This is a genomic window from Kitasatospora sp. NBC_00070, from assembly GCF_045041205.1.
GTDB lineage: Bacteria > Actinomycetota > Actinomycetes > Streptomycetales > Streptomycetaceae > Kitasatospora.
This window is the reverse complement of sequence record NZ_CP108247.1, coordinates 3,931,465-3,948,091: the sequence shown is the minus strand read 5'-3', so window position 1 is coordinate 3,948,091 and position 16,627 is coordinate 3,931,465. Positions and strand designations below refer to the sequence as shown.

Annotated in this window: 13 protein-coding genes; 8 read left to right on the top strand and 5 right to left on the bottom strand. The window is 72.9% G+C overall.

Annotated features, from left to right (window positions below; genetic code table 11):
* Window positions 1-164: 164 nt before the first annotated feature.
* The gene (locus OHV05_RS18290) at window positions 165-911 is read left to right on the top strand and encodes a hypothetical protein (protein WP_405018641.1); all 747 of its coding nucleotides are present in this window, start codon (window positions 165-167) and stop codon (window positions 909-911) included.
* Between the two features lie 52 nt (window positions 912-963).
* On the opposite strand, the gene OHV05_RS18285 is transcribed toward OHV05_RS18290, so the two are convergent.
* The gene (locus tag OHV05_RS18285; protein WP_405021490.1) at window positions 964-2,385 is read right to left on the bottom strand and encodes a CCA tRNA nucleotidyltransferase; all 1,422 of its coding nucleotides are present in this window, start codon (window positions 2,383-2,385) and stop codon (window positions 964-966) included.
* 341 nt (window positions 2,386-2,726) lie between these two features.
* On the opposite strand from OHV05_RS18285, the gene OHV05_RS18280 reads away from it, so the two are divergent.
* The 7 genes from OHV05_RS18280 to trxA all read left to right on the top strand — a co-directional run bounded on the left by OHV05_RS18280 (window position 2,727) and on the right by trxA (window position 12,542).
* Window positions 2,727-4,997, top strand: a complete 2,271-nt coding sequence (locus tag OHV05_RS18280; RefSeq protein WP_405018640.1) for a DUF6049 family protein — start codon at window positions 2,727-2,729, stop codon at window positions 4,995-4,997.
* Window positions 4,998-5,042: 45 nt separating this feature from the next.
* Window positions 5,043-7,307, top strand: coding sequence for a murein biosynthesis integral membrane protein MurJ (murJ, locus tag OHV05_RS18275; protein ID WP_405018639.1), 2,265 nt, complete (start codon window positions 5,043-5,045; stop codon window positions 7,305-7,307).
* A 220-nt stretch (window positions 7,308-7,527) separates the two neighbouring features.
* Complete coding sequence (locus OHV05_RS18270; RefSeq protein ID WP_405018638.1) at window positions 7,528-9,399, top strand: protein kinase family protein; 1,872 nt, start codon at window positions 7,528-7,530, stop codon at window positions 9,397-9,399.
* 16 nt (window positions 9,400-9,415) lie between these two features.
* Window positions 9,416-10,135: an RNA polymerase sigma factor SigM gene (sigM, locus tag OHV05_RS18265; protein ID WP_405018637.1), complete on the top strand. Its 720-nt coding sequence runs from the start codon at window positions 9,416-9,418 to the stop codon at window positions 10,133-10,135.
* Window positions 10,132-10,941, top strand: a complete 810-nt coding sequence (locus OHV05_RS18260) for a hypothetical protein (RefSeq protein WP_405018636.1) — start codon at window positions 10,132-10,134, stop codon at window positions 10,939-10,941. Before sigM ends, OHV05_RS18260 begins: the two co-directional genes overlap by 4 nt.
* Window positions 10,942-11,100: 159 nt before the next feature.
* A complete protein-coding gene (gene trxB / locus OHV05_RS18255) occupies window positions 11,101-12,069 on the top strand; it encodes a thioredoxin-disulfide reductase (RefSeq protein WP_403040215.1) in 969 nt (322 codons plus the stop codon).
* 146 nt (window positions 12,070-12,215) lie between these two features.
* Window positions 12,216-12,542: a thioredoxin gene (gene trxA / locus OHV05_RS18250; protein ID WP_403040213.1), complete on the top strand. Its 327-nt coding sequence runs from the start codon at window positions 12,216-12,218 to the stop codon at window positions 12,540-12,542.
* Window positions 12,543-12,626: 84 nt separating this feature from the next.
* Here trxA and OHV05_RS18245 read toward each other — a convergent pair whose 3' ends face one another.
* From OHV05_RS18245 to rsmG, 4 genes are all read right to left on the bottom strand, one after another.
* Window positions 12,627-13,256 (bottom strand): GNAT family N-acetyltransferase, encoded by a 630-nt coding sequence (locus OHV05_RS18245; RefSeq protein WP_405018635.1) that lies wholly within the window; start codon window positions 13,254-13,256, stop codon window positions 12,627-12,629.
* Between the two features lie 141 nt (window positions 13,257-13,397).
* The gene (locus OHV05_RS18240; protein WP_405018634.1) at window positions 13,398-14,498 is read right to left on the bottom strand and encodes a ParB/RepB/Spo0J family partition protein; all 1,101 of its coding nucleotides are present in this window, start codon (window positions 14,496-14,498) and stop codon (window positions 13,398-13,400) included.
* Entirely contained in the window at window positions 14,495-15,577 is a 1,083-nt protein-coding gene (locus OHV05_RS18235) for a ParA family protein (RefSeq protein ID WP_405018633.1), read from the bottom strand. The genes OHV05_RS18240 and OHV05_RS18235 overlap by 4 nt, the downstream gene beginning before the upstream one ends.
* Window positions 15,578-15,703: 126 nt before the next feature.
* Window positions 15,704-16,495 (bottom strand): 16S rRNA (guanine(527)-N(7))-methyltransferase RsmG, encoded by a 792-nt coding sequence (gene rsmG, locus OHV05_RS18230; RefSeq protein WP_405018632.1) that lies wholly within the window; start codon window positions 16,493-16,495, stop codon window positions 15,704-15,706.
* Between the last annotated feature and the right edge of the window lie 132 nt (window positions 16,496-16,627).

The window sequence follows — 16,627 nt, the reverse complement described above, 5'->3', positions numbered from 1 at the left end:
GCGACATCTGTTCAAACGATCTTGTGATCCGACAAATCGGGCGCGGTGATCACGGTTGGATGTCCATTCCCCCACCCGGGCCGAACTGGCTACCGAATGCGGCTGACCTGCCGATAGCTTGCACCGTTCACGTCTGGCAGCTCATTCACACTCGGGGGAATCCCATGCCCACTCCGCCTTCGCCACAGGTGCCGTACGGCGCTGCGCCCGTCGACCCCGCCGCCCCGGCCCCGGCTATTCCGGCCCAGCCGTCCGAGCAGTTCCAGCAGGGTCTGCCGACCGGGCCGTTCTGCCGTTTCTGCGGTTCGGCCCCGGCCGTGGAGGCCACCATCCGCGGGCACCAGGGCTTCCTGGTGATCATGAAGTTCCTCAAGCTCGAGGGCCCGTTCTGCCGGACCTGCGGTATCGCCGCGCACCGGGACATGACGGCCAAGAGCCTCTGGCAGGGCTGGTGGGGCATCGCCTCCATGGTCATCAACCCGGTCACCATGCTGATCAACATCCCGCAGCGGGCGAAGATCAACAAGCTGGCCGAGCCCATCCCCGGCGCCCCCGGCCAGCCGATGAACCCGGGCAAGCCGGTGTTCCAGCGGGCGGCCATCCTGGGTCTGTTGCTGCCGGTGATCGTCGCGCTGGCGATCGGGTTCTCGCTCAAGGGCGACCCGTCGTACGCCTCGGTCGGTGACTGCGTGCACAACCGGAACACCGCCGTGGCAGCGGGCACCGAGGACAACAACCCCGACGTCGTGGTGCTCGACTGCACCGACCCGGACGCCGAGGCGAAGATCGTCGGCAAGGTGGAGGGGACCATCGACGAGTCGGCCTGCGACAAGTTCCAGGACGCGGACGGTCTCTACACCGAGAAGCAGGGCTCGCGGAAGTTCACGCTCTGCCTGCACTTCCTCAAGTAGGCACGGCACGCGTTGAGGGGGCGTCCGAATCGGACGCCCCCTCAGTGCGTTCCTACTGCTGCTCCGCCCACCACGCGCGCAGCGCGGCCTCGGCCTGGTCGGGGTCCATCGGCCCGTTCTCCAGGCGGAGTTCGAGCAGGTGGCGGTACGCCTGGCCGACCTGGGGGCCCGGTGCGAGGCCGAGCAGCTCCATGATCTGGTTGCCGTCCAGGGCGGGCCGGATGGCGTCCAGCTGCTCCTGCTCCCGGAGTTCGGCGATCCGGGTCTCCAGCGAGTCGTACGTCCGGGAGAGGGCGGCGGCCTTCTTCCGGTTCCGGGTGGTGCAGTCGGAGCGGGTCAGCTTGTGCAGCCGTTCCAGCAGCGGGCCGGCGTCGGTGACGTAGCGGCGGACCGCCGAGTCGGTCCACTCGCCGCCGCCGTAGCCGTGGAAGCGCAGGTGCAGCTCGACCAGTCGGGAGACCTCGTCGGTGAGGTCGTTGGAGTACTTGAGGTCGCGCATCCGCTTGCGGGTCATCTTGGCGCCGACCACCTCGTGGTGGTGGAAGGAGACCCGGCCGTCGGACTCGAACCGCCGGGTCCGCGGCTTGCCGATGTCGTGCAGCAGCGCGGCCAGCCGCAGCACCAGGTCGGGCCCGTCCTGCTCCAGCGCGATGGCCTGCTCCAGCACGGTCAGCGAGTGCTCGTAGACGTCCTTGTGCCGGTGGTGCTCGTCGCTCTCCAGCCGGAGTGCGGGCAGTTCGGGCAGCACGTGGTCGGCCAGACCGGTGTCCACCAGCAGCCGCAGGCCCTTCACGGGGTGCTCGGCCAGCAGCAGCTTGTTGAGCTCGGCCTGCACCCGCTCGGCCGAGACGATGGTGATCCGGTCGGCCATCGCGGTCATCGCGGTGACCACCTCGGGGGCGGGCTCGAAGTCCAGCTGGGCCGCGAACCTGGCCGCCCGCATCATCCGCAGCGGGTCGTCGGAGAACGACTCCTCCGGGGTGGCGGGGGTGCGCAGCACCCGGGCCTCCAGGTCGTCCAGCCCGTGGTGCGGGTCGACGAAGCCGCGGCCGGGCAGGTCGACGGCCATCGCGTTGACGGTGAAGTCCCGCCGGACCAGGTCCTGTTCGATCGTCTCGCCGTAGGTCACCTCGGGCTTGCGCGAGGTGCGGTCGTACGCCTCGCTCCGGTAGGTGGTGATCTCGATCAGGAAGGACCCGTCCTCGGTGTCCTTGCGGGCGCCCACGGTGCCGAAGGCGATGCCGACGTCCCAGACCGCGTCCGCCCAGCCCTTCACCAGCCTGAGCACCTGCTCGGGGCGGGCGTCGGTGGTGAAGTCGAGGTCGTTGCCGAGCCGGCCGAGCAGCGCGTCCCGGACCGATCCGCCGACCAGGGCCAGCCGGTGCCCGGCGGCCCGGAACCGCTCGGCGATCTCGTCCGCGACCGGGGAGACCCGGAGCAGTTCTTGCAGGCCGAGGGCCTGCGCCTCGCTCAGCCCGGGGGCGGCGGCACGGGCATCGGTGCTGGCATCGGTGCTGGACGGACTGGTGCTGGACTCATTGACAGTGGACACGGCTCACAAGGGTACGTGCCCTCCCCCCGGATACCGCACGGCCTTTTCCCCCGTCAGCCCCCGGCCCGCAACACCACCGCGCCACCGGCCTCGTTACCATGCCGGTGGAGAGATCCCGGCCCGGGCCGTCGGCCGCTGCTGCGGGGTCCCCCTTCCAGGACCGCATCAGTTCCACCCGATCCAGAACGGCGAGGTCGAAGCGCGTGGTTGAGCCGGTACGGCAGTCGGGTCCGCGTACGGTGCCCCGGAACCGATCGGGCCGGATGGCCAGACGGCTCTCCGGCCTGCTGGCGTTCGGGGCCGTCCTGGTCACCGGCGTGCTGCCGGCCGCGGCCGCACCGCCCGGCTTCGTCGCCGCCGCCCCCGAGTACCCGGCCACCGTGGCCATCGACTCGATCGCACCCAAGGTGGCGGAGAACGGCGGCACCGTGGTGGTGACCGGAGTGGTCACCAACTCCGGCCCGGACCCGCTCAAGGACGTCACGGTGAGCATCCGGCAGCAGTCCGCCGCCGGCTCGACGGTGCGCACCCGCAGCGGGCTCGACCAGCTCGCCCGGCGCGGCGATCCGGGCTCCGCGGACGGCACCGCGATCACGGCCGGTCGGGCCGGCCTGGGCACGCTGGCGGCGGGCCAGAGCCTCCCGTACATCGTCCGGGCGTCGGTCGCCGACCTCAAGGTCGGCAAGGGCGGGGTGTACGAGCTGGCGGTGGACGTGGCCGGCGGCACCCCGGACGACGACGCCGCCCACACCCTGGGCATCGCCCGGAGCTACCTCCCGTACCGGAACGAGGCCGTCCCGCACCCGACCGAGCTCGCCGTGGTCTGGCCGATCACCCACGCGCCCGAGCTGGTCGCCCAGACCATGCAGGACAACGACCCGACACCGGTGCTGCGGGACGACAGCCTGGCCACCGAGCTGGCCCCGGGCGGCCGGCTGCACCAGCTGGTGCAGACCGGCGGCCAGCTGCCCGGCCTCACCTGGGTGATCGACCCGGACCTGCTGGACACCGTGTTCGCGATGACCCGGCCGTACCGGGTGCAGAAGCCGAACACGGCCGGGGAGCCCGCCAAGGAGGGCAACACCGTCCCCGGCGTCGGCACGGACGCCGCGACGGAGTGGCTGAAGCAGCTCCGCACCGCCGTGGCCGGGGCGGGCAGCCAGGTGGTCTCGCTGCCGTACGCCGACCCGGACCTGGCCTCGATCGCGCACAACGGCGCCGGGCTGAACGGGATGGCCGACACCCTCCGCAAGGCCCGGACGGCCGGTGAGGTGACCGCGGAGGGACGGCTGGCCGCCGACGTGCAGTCCGACGTCGCCTGGCCCTACCAGGGGTACCTGGACCAGCAGATCGCCGCCACCGCCGCCGCGGCCGGGGAGAACCTGCTGCTGGCCAACAGCGCGAGCATCTCGGACGCCGCGCTCAACCACACCCCGAGCGCGGCCCGCCCGATCGGCAACGGTCAGACCGCGGTGGTCGCCGACTCCACGATCTCCGACCTGTTCCAGCCGGACCTGGCCTCCCCGCAGGCCCGCACCGCGGCCGTCCAGCGCTTCCTGGCCGAGACCATGGTGATCAACCGTCAGCTCCCGGAGACCGCCCGCACCCTGCTGGTGCTGCCGCCCCGGAACCTCACGGCCGGTTCGGCCGGCGCGCTGGCCGAGGCGGTCACCCAGGCCCAGCAGGCCGGCTGGGCCCGGCTGGTGAACCTCCGGACGGTGGCCGCCGCCCCGGCCGACCCGGAGGCGAACACCGCCGTGGCCGGCCCCGGCGACTATCCGCAGCAGCTGCGCGCGGGCGAGCTGTCCGCCGCCACCCTCGGCCGGGTGATGGACCTCCAGGGCGAGCTGGACCAGCTGCTCGTCATCCTCACCCAGCCGCAGCGGGTGCGCGGCCCGTTCAGCGCCGCGATGATCCGCTCGATGGCCACCGCCTGGCGGGACCAGCCGCCGGCCGGCGAGTCCTACCGGACCGGTGTGCGGGACTACCTGGCCAGCCTGGTCGGCGCGGTCAAGCTCACACCCAAGAGCACGGTCATCCTCGCAGGTGACAACGGCATGGTGCAGGTCAGCATCAAGAACGACCTCAACCAGGCGGTCGGCAACCTCCAGGTCCAGCTGACCTCCAGTCAGCCGAACCGGGTCAGGGTCGGCATCAAGCAGAACGTCGTGCTGGAGGGCACCACCAGCCTGACCCTGCGCTTCCCGGCCCAGGCTCAGAACAACGGGCCGGTGCCGGTGACCGCCCAGCTGATGACCACCGGCCCGAACCCGCAGCCGTACGGGAAGCCGGTGGTCTTCACGGTCAAGGTCACCTCGGTCACCTCGGGCGTGCTGTACGTGATCGGCGGCGGCGTGGTGCTGATGCTGCTGGCCGCCGTCCGGTTCACCCAGCAGCGGCGCAAGGGCGCCCCGGCCCCCGAGGACGACGGCGGCGAGGCTCAGGAGGGCGCCCCGGCCGACGGAGGCGCGGCGCAGGAGACCGGCGCAGCTGCCGAGGAACACGCCCCCGGTGATGAGAAGGTGGGGCACTGAGGCGGCCCCTTCCGGGCGGCCCTACCCGAGCATCGATGAGGTGGCATGAGCGGGCCGCGCGAGGAGCGAGCACAGGGTCGTGAGCAGGGTCGCGCCGCCACGGGCCAGGACGGTGCGGCCGAGCAGCCCGCCGACTGGTACCTGACGGACACCTACGCCCAGGACCCGTACGCCACCGACCCGTTCCCGAGCGAGGTCGGGCCCGACCCGTACGGCCTGCGGACCGCGGCGCTGCCGCAGCAGCAGGCCACCCAGGACGACCCGCAGACCCTCCAGCTGCGCCAGGAGCCGCCGCCCGGACCGGCCGCCGGTCTGACCGCGCCCACCCCGCGCTGGCCGGCCGCGGCCGCCGCCGAGGCAGCGTCCGGCGGCGCCGCCGAGCCCGCCGAACCCGCCCGGGCGGGCGGGGCGTGGGACACCGAGACCACCGAGTACGTCGGCGTGGACACCCTGCTGGCGAAGGCCGAGGAGCCGCGCCCGTTCGTCCCGCCGATCGAGTTCGACCCGCCGCTCTCCGCGGCCGAGATCGGCGGCCCCGAGCTGCCGCCGACCCCCGGGCCGGTGTCTCCCGCACCGGTGTCCCCCGAGCCGGTGTCCCCCGAGCCGGTGTCCCCCGAGCCGGTGGCGGAGCAGCGCCCGGAGCCGGCCGGCGGCGGCAGGTCCGGCAGCCTGGTCAACTCCAGCGCGATCATGGCCGCCGGCACCCTGGTGTCCCGGGGCACCGGCTTCCTGCGCACCATGGTGATTGCCGCCGCGATCGGCGTCGGCACCATGGGCGACTCCTACAACGCCGCCAACACGCTGCCCACCCTGCTCTACATCCTGATCGGCGGCGGCGCGCTGAACGCGGTGTTCGTCCCGCAGCTGGTCCGCGCGATGAAGCAGGACCAGGACGGCGGCACCGCCTACGCCAACCGGCTGCTCACCCTGGTGATGGCCGGCCTGGCCGGGGTCACCTTCCTCGCCGTGCTGGGCGCCCCGCTGCTGGTGCAGCTGATCTCGCACTCGCTGATGCGCGACCCGGCGAGCGCCGACACCACGGTGGCGCTGGCCAGGTACTGCCTGCCGACCATCTTCTTCATGGGCATCCATGTGGTGATGGGTCAGATCCTGAACGCCCGGGGCCGGTTCGGCGCGATGATGTGGACCCCGGTGCTCAACAACGTCGTGGTGATCTTCACCTTCAGCCTGTACATCTGGGTCTTCGGCACCTTCCAGCGCTCCGAGGTCACCCCCGCCACCATCTCCCCCGAGGGCATCCGGCTGCTCGGCCTGGGCACCCTGATCGGCCTGGCCCTGCAGGCGCTCGCGATGATCCCCTACCTGCGGGCCGCCGAGTTCCGGTTCCGGCCGCGGTTCGACTGGCGCGGCCACGGGCTCGGCAAGGCGGCCCGGCTGGCCAAGTGGACCTTCCTGTTCGTGCTCGCCAACCAGGCCGGCTTCCTGGTGATCACCCAGCTCGCCACCGCGGCCGGTGCGGCCGCCGAGAAGACCGGCCACCTCGGGGTGGGCCTGGCCGCCTACTCCAACGCCCTGCTGATCTGGCAGCTCCCGATGGCCGTGATCACCGTCTCGGTGATGAGCGCGGTGCTCCCCCGGCTGTCCCGCTCGGCCGCCGACGGCGACGCCGGGGCGGTCCGGGACGACCTCTCCTACGGACTGCGTACCTCGGCGGTGGCGATCGTGCCCGCCGCCTTCCTGTTCCTCGCGCTCGGCCCGGTGATCGGCAGCGCGATCTACGGCCTGGGCAACGGCGGCTCGGTCGCGCACAGCACCACGGCGGTCGGCTACATGCTCTCCGCCTTCGCCCTGGGACTGATCCCGTACTCGGTCCAGTACGTGCTGCTGCGCGGCTTCTACGCCTACGAGGACACCAGGACGCCGTTCTCCAACACGCTCTGGGTGGCGCTCTGCCAGGCCGCCACCGCGGTGCTCTGCTGGTTCGTGCTGCCCGCCCAGTGGGCGGTGACCGGGATGGCCCTCGGCTACGGACTGTCGTACGCGGTCGGCGTCGCGGTCGCGGTGCCCAGGCTCAAGGCGAAGATCGGCGGCCTGGACACCGGCCGGATCGCCAAGACCTACATCCGGCTGGCGATCGCCTCGCTGCCCGCCGCGGTGCTCGGCCTGGCGGTCAGCCTGCTGCTGAACGAGCTGCTCACCGGGCTGATCGGCGACTGGGCGGGCGCGGTGCTGACCGTCCTGGTCGCGGGCGGGCTGCAGCTCACGGTGTTCGCCCTGATCGCCCGCCGGATGCGGATCGAGGAGCTGAACGCGATGATCAGTATGGTGCGGAGCCGGCTCGGCCGCTGACCGGGAGTCAGCCGGGATCTTCCGCTCCCTCAGGCCGCGTGCCACCGCCCGGAGTCGGGCCGGACGGTCGCAATCGGAACGCAACCAGTCGGCCCACCCAACGGTCGTAGCAGGGGAGGAAGAGTGGGCACAATTGTCCTGGCACGCTGCCGACCCCCGAGGCCGGCGGGGCGGCCGGCATTCCGGGACCCGGGGCGACACAAGGGGAGGCAGGACAACGGTGGCTGATGGCACCAAGGCGGTTGTCGACACGTCCGTGACGGACGACGGGACGGCACCGGCCACAGCCGGGGAGAGCCCGGCCGACGAACCGGCGGCGGAGAGCGCCACCGAGGCCACCGCCCCGCTGTCGGCCGCCGAGATCGCCGCCGAACTCGCCGGGCGCCGGGCGAAGTCCGACCCGGCCGACGAGGCAGATCCGGCCCCGGGGGACGACCGGAGCACCGAGGACACCGGGGACGCCGAGCCCGAGCAGGCCGACGAGGACGCGGAGTTCGACCCGGCCGCCACCCTGGACCAGCCGACCGGTGAGCTCCCGCTGCTCCGCCCCGCCCCCGACCGGCACAGCGGCGACCGGATCGCCGACCGCTACCGGCTGGAGGAGTGCACCACCCAGTCCGAGTTCTTCAGCAGCTGGCGCGCGGTGGACGAGAAGCTCCGCCGCGCGGTCGGCGTGCACCTGCTCGCCGCCGGCCACCAGCGGGCCCGGGGCGTGCTGGCCGCCGCCAAGTCCGCCGCCCTGCTCGGCGACCCGCGCTTCGTCCAGGTCCTCGACGCGGTCCAGGAGGGCGACCACGTCTACGTGATCCGGGAGTGGCTGCCCGGCGCCGCCGACCTCGCCCAACTGCTCGCGGACGGGCCGCTGGAGCCGTACGACGCGTACCAGATGGTCCGTCAGGTCACCGAGGCCATCGCGGCCGCCCACCGGCGCGGCCAGGCCCATCTGCGGCTCACCCCGAGGTGCGTGCTGCGCACCGAGAGCGGCCAGTACCGGATCAACGGCATCGCGGTGGACGCCGCGCTGCGCGGCCTGCCCGACGACGACGCCGCGCTCACCGACACCCGGGCGATCGGCGCCCTGCTGTACGCGGCGCTGACCCACCGCTGGCCCTACCCCGAGGACCGGTACGACCTGCAGGGCCTGCCCAAGGACCTCGGCTGCGTCCCGCCGGACCAGGTCAGGGCGGGCGTGCACAAGGGCCTGTCCGAGATCGCCGCCCGGGCCCTGTGCGAGCAGCCCCCGCACCACCTGGACCCGATCACCACGCCGGAGGAACTGGCCAAGGCGATCGCGCTGATGCCGAAGATCCGGCAGCCCGAGCCGCCCCCGCCGCCGGCCTTCACCCCGCCGCCCCGGCCGCAGCCCCGGCCGCACCAGCAGCGCCCGCAGATCCGGCTCGCCGACAGCCCTGCCACCGTGATCGCCCCGGCGGCCGCCCGGCCGAGCAGGCCCCGGCTGCGCAGGCTGGTCCGGGTGACCGCCTCGGTGGTCGCGCTGGCCGCCATCGGGATGGCCTCCTGGCAGCTGGTCAGCAAGTTCAACAAGCACGACCGCAACAGCGAGGACGGGCAGGTGCAGCCGCCCCCCGGCCAGAGCGCACCGGCCACCCCCGGCGGCACCACCGCCAAACCCGTCACGATCGCCGGGGCCACCCCGTTCAACGCGCTCGGCGACGACAAGGACCAGCACCTGATCGAGGCCCCACTGGCCTTCGACGGCAATCCGGCCACCGGCTGGCAGACCTCGGGGTACGACGACAACCTGGGCGGCGAGTACCGCCCGGGTACCGGTCTGCTGATCGACCTGGGCTCGGTCCAGCAGGTCGGCTCGGTGGAGGTCCAGCTCGGCGGCCCCAGCACCGTCCAGCTCCGGGCCACCTCCAAGGACACCGTGACCACTCCCCCGGCCACCAAGGCGGGCCTGGAGGCCATGGGCGCACCGGCCGCCCAGGAGACCGGCAGTACGGTGAAACTGACTCCGGCTCAGCCACTCACCACCCGCTACCTCTTGATCTGGCTGACCGGCGTCCCCAAGGATGGCTCCGACGGGAAGTACCGCGGCAAGATCGCCGAGGTGAAGGTCACCAGCTGACGGGGAGGGGGCGACCATGACGGAGCAGATCCCGGACGCCACCCTGCTGGCCCGGCACACCGCCGGGGACCCGGACGCCTTCGGCATCCTGGTGCACCGTCACCGGGACCGGCTGTGGGCGGTGGCCCTGCGCACCCTGGGCGACCGCGAGGAGGCCGCCGACGCCCTGCAGGACGCCCTGGTCTCCGCCTTCCGGGCCGCCCACACCTTCCAGGGCCGCTCGGCCGTCACCACCTGGCTGCACCGGATCGTCGTGAACGCCTGCCTGGACCGGGCCCGCCGGGCCGCCAGCCGGCCGGCCACCCCGCTGGATCCCGAGCGGCACGGCCTGGAGGCCCTGCTCGGCAGCGCCGAGGCGACCGAGACGGTGGTGGTCCGGGCCGAGCTCCAGCGCGAGGTGACCGCCGCACTGGCGGCCCTCCCGATCGAGCAGCGGGCCGCCCTGGTGCTGGTCGACATGCAGGGGTACGCCGTCGCCGAGGCCGCCGAGCTGCTCGGCGTACCGGTCGGCACGGTGAAGAGCCGGTGCGCCCGGGGGCGGGCCAAACTGCTGCCGCTGGTCCGGCACCTGCGCACGGTTTCACGTGAAACACCGACGGAGGCGGCGTCGCCCGACGGTGTTTCACGTGAAACCGGTGCGCCCGGCAGCACCCCGGGGAACCAGGACGGCCCGCGCTCCGTCCCACCACCGCCACGCCCCGGCCAGGCCCTGAGAGGAGACGTGACACCACGATGACCCCCTCCTGGACCGAGCCCGGCCACCCCGACGTCGAGCTGCTGGCCGACCTGGCCGAGGACCTCGTCGACCCGGCCGAGGTACCGCTGCTGCGGGCCCACCTGACCGACTGCGCGGAGTGCGCCGACACCTGGGCCGCGCTGGCCGAGGTCGGCGAACTCCTCGGCGCGGTGGAGGACTTCCCCCCGCTGCCGGCCGAGTTCGCCGACCGGATCGACGCCGCGCTGGCGGTCGAGGCCGCCGCCCCGGTGACCCCTGCCGCCGATCCGCTCGGGACCGCCCCTCCGCTCTCCCACCGCCCGGCCGGGCCGGGCCGCCGCCTCCACCGCCGGGGCCGGGTGCTGCTGGCGACCGCCGCCTGCCTCGCCGTCCTGGGCCTGGGCGGCACCCTGCTCGGCCACCAGGGCACCACCAGCGGCGGCGGCACCGGCACGACGGACGCCGCCGCCCGGCCGGCCGCGGCCGGGGCCCGGGTCTTCACCGACGACGCCGAGCTGGCCGGTCAGATCCAGCTGCTGCTCCGGGACGGGTCGACCCCCGCGAAGACGACGGACGCCCCGCACAAGGAGCCCTCGCTCGGCGCCGGTGCCGCCCCAGAGTCCGGCACGGTGGCAGGCGCGGGATCCGGGGCCACCGCCCCCTGCCCGGCGACCGCCCCCGGCACCCCGCTGCTCGCCACCCCCGGCCGGTTCGGACCTGACCAGGTCACCGCCCTGGTCTACCCGCTCGACGGCGACCGGCTCGACGTCTACCTGGTGACCGCCGACTGCCGGGTGCGCCTGCACCGCACCGTCCCCGCCGGGTAGGAGACGGGCGTGACCCGTCCCACTCGGACGACCACTCTGCGAGCCCTTGCTGCAAGCGCACCGGGGAATGAGCGACACTGGTGAATCGTTGTCCCGGGCGGCGGAGCAGGACCGCCCTCCCCGCAAATGCGCGGGTCGCGATGCGAACCAGGAGATGCAGTGAGCGACGTCCGTAACGTGATCATCATCGGCTCAGGACCGGCCGGCTACACCGCTGCCCTGTACACCGCCCGAGCCTCCCTCAAGCCGCTGGTCTTCGAGGGTGCCGTCACCGCCGGTGGCGCGCTGATGAACACCACCGAGGTCGAGAACTTCCCCGGGTTCCGGGACGGCATCATGGGTCCCGAGCTGATGGACAACATGCGCGGCCAGGCCGAGCGCTTCGGCGCCGAGCTGGTCCCGGACGACATCGTCGCGGTCGACCTCACCGGTGACGTCAAGACCGTCACCGACTCCGAGGGCACCGTGCACCGGGCCCGCGCCGTGATCGTCACCACCGGCTCCCAGCACCGCAAGCTCGGCCTCCCGAACGAGGACAAGCTCTCCGGTCGCGGCGTCTCCTGGTGCGCGACCTGCGACGGCTTCTTCTTCCGCGACCAGGACATCGCCGTGGTCGGCGGCGGCGACACCGCGCTGGAGGAGGCGACCTTCCTCTCCCGGTTCGCCAGGTCGGTCACCATCGTCCACCGCCGGGACAGCCTGCGCGCCTCCAAGGCGATGCAGGAGCGGGCCTTCGCCGACCCGAAGATCAGCTTCGCCTGGGACAGCGCGGTCGAGGCCATCCACGGCGACCCGAAGCTGACCGGTGTCACCCTGCGCGACACCACCACCGGCGAACTGCGCGAGCTGCCGGTCACCGGCCTGTTCATCGCGATCGGCCACGACCCGCGGACGGACCTGTTCACCGGCCAGCTGGACCTGGACGCCGAGGGCTACCTCAACGTCGAGGCCCCCTCGACCCGGACCAACATCCCCGGCGTGTTCGGCGCCGGCGACGTGGTCGACCACACCTACCGCCAGGCGATCACCGCCGCCGGCACCGGCTGCTCCGCCGCCCTGGACGCCGAGCGCTACCTGGCCGCGCTGGACGACCTGGAGAGCCAGGCCGCCGCAGTCGTCGCGGTCTGACCGCAGCGCAGCTCCGCCCGTCCCCTGTTTCACGTGGAACGACCCCGTCGGGCCGGTCCGGTGAAACAGGGGGCACCGCAAGAAACAGAACGGCCCCCGCCGTTGTTCTTCTCAGCACCACCTCGTTCTGACCCTTAGGAGCTCCCGTGGCCGGCGCCACCATCACCGTGACCGACGCGACCTTCGACGCAGAGGTCCTCAAGAGCGACAAGCCCGTCCTGGTCGACTTCTGGGCCACCTGGTGCGGCCCGTGCCGTCAGGTCGCCCCGATCCTGGAGGAGATCGCGACCGAGCACAGCGACAAGCTGACCATCGCGAAGCTCGACGTCGACGCCAACCAGGGCACTGCCGCCCAGTACGGCGTGATCTCCATCCCGACGCTCAACGTGTACCAGAACGGCGAGCTGGTGAAGAGCATCACCGGTGCCCGCCCGAAGGCCGCGCTGCTTCGCGAGCTGGCCGAGTACATCTAGTCCCGGCAGGCAGCACACCGTACGAAGAGAGGGGCCCCTCCGGGGCCCCTCTCTTCGTCGTCTGCCCGTCGGGACCACCTGGCGTCAGAACGGCCGCAGCGCCGGCTCCTGCCGGGCCCCGCCCCTGGCCCCGCCGAGCAACCGCTCCAGGGCCACCTCCACGTCGCCCTTCCAGGACAGCGTGGTGCGGGCCTCCAGCCGCAACCGGGGGTACCGGTGGTGCGGCCGGACGGTCTTGAAGCCGACCGCCCGCAGGTGGTCCGCCGGGAGCAGGCAGCTGGGGGTGTCCCGGCCGGCCGCGCCGATCGCCTCGATCGCCTTGAACCCCCGGCCGACCACGTCCTTCACCACGGTCTGCACCAGCACCCGGCCGATCCCCTGCCGCTGGTAGCCCGGCAGCAGCCGACTGACCATCAGCTGGACCGCGTCCGGCGAGACCGGACTGGTCGGGAAGGCCGAGGAGCGCGGCACGTACGCCGCCGGGGCGTAGAGCACGTAGCCGACCGGCAGCTCGTCCACGTAGACCACCCGGCCGCAGGAGCCCCACTCCAGCAGGACGGCCGAGATCCACCCCTCCTTCTCCAGTTCCGGCTTCCCGCTCTCCTCGGCCGCCCTGGCACTGACCGGATCCAGCTCCCAGAACACACAGGAGCGGCAGGGCAGCGGAAGATCCCCCAGGTTGTCCAAGGTCAGCGGAGCGATCCTGCGCCCCATGACTCATCCCTCCTCCACGGCCCCCCGACGGACCGTCAGCACCGAGCGGCTCTCCCCGTACGACGAACGACGATGGGTGCATGTTTCACGTGAAACATGCACCCATCGGAACGGACCGGCAACCCGGCACCGCGGACCGCCTCAGCTGCCGGACAGCCGGAGTCCCTCGTCCCCCGGCGCCAGGCTGTCCAGGATCCGGTTCAGGTCCTCCACCGAGGCGAACTCCAGCACCACCTTGCCCTTGCCGAGCTTGCCGTTGCGCTGCGAGACCTCGACCTTGACCCGGGTCTCGAAGCGGTCCGAGAGGCGCTCGGAGAGGTCGTTGAAGGCCGGCGAGAGCAGCCGGCCCGCCTTCGGCCCGATCGGGCGCTGCGGCTTCTCGTCCTTGTCCATCACCGCGACGATCTCCTCGGTGGTCCGCACCGAGAGCCCCTCCGCGATGATCCGGCGGGCCAGCTGGTCCTGCCGCTCGGCGTCCGGCACCCCGAGCAGCGCGCGGGCGTGACCCGCCGTCAGCACCCCGGCGGCCACCCGGCGCTGGACAGTCGGCGAGAGCTTCAGCAGCCGCAGGGTGTTGGAGACGTGCGAGCGCGAGCGGCCGATCCGGTCGGCCAGCACGTCGTGGGTGCAGGAGAAGTCCTGCAGCAGCTGGTCGTAGGCGGCCGCCTCCTCCAGCGGGTTGAGCTCGGCCCGGTGCAGGTTCTCCAGCAGCGCGTCCAGCAGCAGCTTGTCGTCGTCGGTGGCCCGGACGATCGCCGGGATCAGGTCGAGACCGGCCTCCCGGGAGGCCCGCCAACGCCGCTCGCCCATGATCAGCTCGTAGCGGTCCGCACCGGTCTGCCGGACCACCACCGGCTGGAGCAGGCCCACCTCCTTGATGGAGGCGACCAGCTCGGCCAGCTTGTCCTGGTCGAAGACCTCACGCGGCTGGCGCGGGTTCGGCGAGATCGAGTCCAGCGGCAGCTCGGCGAACCGGGCCCCCTCCACCGGCGCCAGCGCCTCTTCCAGCACACCGCGCCGGGGCAGCCCCGACTGGTCCCGGGCGATCTCGGCCGCCACCTTGGCGGCCACCGTGCCCCGGTCGGTCGGCAGCACCGGGACGGCGGACGGCGAGAGCGCACCGGCCGTCCGGTCCGGCGACGGCTCCGTCCGGGCCGGCGCCACCGTCGCCCCGGTGGCCGGCGTCGCCGCCGGAATCAGTGCTCCGAGCCCGCGCCCCAGGCCCCTGCGCCCACCACTCACCGGTTGTCCTCCATCGTGCTGCCGTGCTGTGCCATCGGGGCCGCCGCGCCGTTGCGCTGCTGCCCCACCGCGGGTGCCGCCGAACCGTCCGCCGCCAACCCGGCGGCCCGCAGGGCGAGTTCCCGCCCGGCCTCCAGGTAGGAGAGCGCCCCGGTGGAACCCGGGTCGTAGGTCAGCACGGTCTGCCCGTAACTGGGTGCCTCGGAGATCCGCACCGAACGCGGGATCGCCGTGTTCAGCACCTGCTCGGCGAAGTGTGTCCGGACCTCCTCGGCCACCTGCGCGGCCAGCCTGGTCCGGGCGTCGTACATGGTGAGCAGGATGGTGGAGACGTGCAGGGTCGGGTTCAGGTGCGCCCGGACCAGCTCGACGTTCCGCAGCAGCTGGCCCAGCCCCTCCAGCGCGTAGTACTCGCACTGGATCGGGATCAGCACCTCCTGACCGGCCACCAGGGCGTTGACCGTCAGCAGCCCGAGCGAGGGCGGACAGTCGATCAGGATGTAGTCCAGCGGCTGCTCGTACGCGGTGATCGCGCGCTGCAGCCTGCTCTCCCGGGCCACCAGCGAGACCAGCTCGATCTCGGCGCCGGCCAGGTCGATGGTGGCGGGCACGCAGAACAGCCCCTCCACGTCCCGGACCGGCTGCACCACATCGGCCAGCGGCTTGCCCTCGACCAGCACGTCGTAGATCGACGGCACGTCGGCGTGGTGGTCGATGCCGAGCGCGGTGGACGCGTTCCCCTGCGGGTCGAGGTCGACCACCAGGACGCGCAGCCCGTGCATGGCCAGTGCGGCGGCGAGGTTGACGGTGGTGGTGGTCTTCCCCACCCCGCCCTTCTGGTTGGCCACCACGATCACCCGGGTCGAGGCGGGCCTGGGCAGCCCCTCACCGGCCCGTCCGGCAGCCGCCACCGCGGCCATGGCGGCCCGTGCGATGGGCGTGTCATCGACGTGGTCGATGGTCTCCGAGTCCTGCATGGGGGTCAGTGTTTCACGTGAAACCGGAGCGGCAACAGTCACCGCCCGGCTGCGGCCAAGGATTCCGGAAAGCAGTGAGCGACGTTTCACGTGAAACACCATGCCCACAATGTCGGAAATCTGACGGTGCGACACTCCGACCGCCCCGGACGCACCGGAGCGGGCACCCGTCCGGGTACCCGCTCCGTCAGTGCACTGGGCCGTTCGCCGCGCCCCGGGGCCACCGGGTCAGCGCCGACGCCGCCCGCCGGCGCCGCCCCGGCCGGTCTCGGCCGGCCGGCCACCGCGCCCGGCCCGGGCGGCCCGGGCCCGCCGGGTCGCCGCCTTGACCCCGCCGGGGCTCTCCCCCGCCTCCACCCGGACCACCCGGGTCGAGGTCTCCAGCAGACCCTCGCCGACCGCCAGCACCGACCACTTCACGGCACCCAGCTTGGTCAGCGCCGACCGCGAGTCGGACAGCTCCTGCTCCGCGGTGTCGCCCTTGAGGGCCAGCATCTGCCCGTACGGCCGGAGCAGCGGCAGGCCCCAGCCCGCCAGCCGGTCCAGCGGGGCCACCGCGCGGGCGGTCACGATGTCCACCGCGAGCTTGCCGATCATCTCCTCGGCCCGGCCGCGCACCACCGTGACGTTCTCCAGACCGAGCTCCCGGATCACCTCCTCCAGGAAGGTGGTCCGGCGCAGCAGCGGCTCCAGCAGGGTCACCGAGACGTCCGGGCGGACCAGCGCCACCGGGATACCCGGCAGCCCGGCGCCCGAACCGACGTCGCAGAGCGAGGCGTTGGACGGCAGCAGCTCGGCCAGCACCGCGCAGTTCAGCACGTGCCGGTCCCAGAGCCTGGGCACCTCCCGCGGACCGATCAGACCGCGCTGCACTCCCGCCGTGGCCAGCAGCTCGGTGTAGCGCACGGCCATCGGGAACCGGTCCCCGAAGATTTCCCGGGCCACCGCCGGAGCCTCCGGCAGACCTCCCGGACCGCCCTCCTCGGGGGTTCCCTCGGTCTGCACGCCGTCCGTGTCCATCTCTGCCTCTCCGCTCACCGTCTGCACCACACCCACGCTGGCAACCACTGTGTCACGCAGGAGCCGTTTCACGTGAAACAGCGCACTCATGACGCCCGTTCAGCCCGTCCGCCCGGCCGGCCGTCCGCCGGG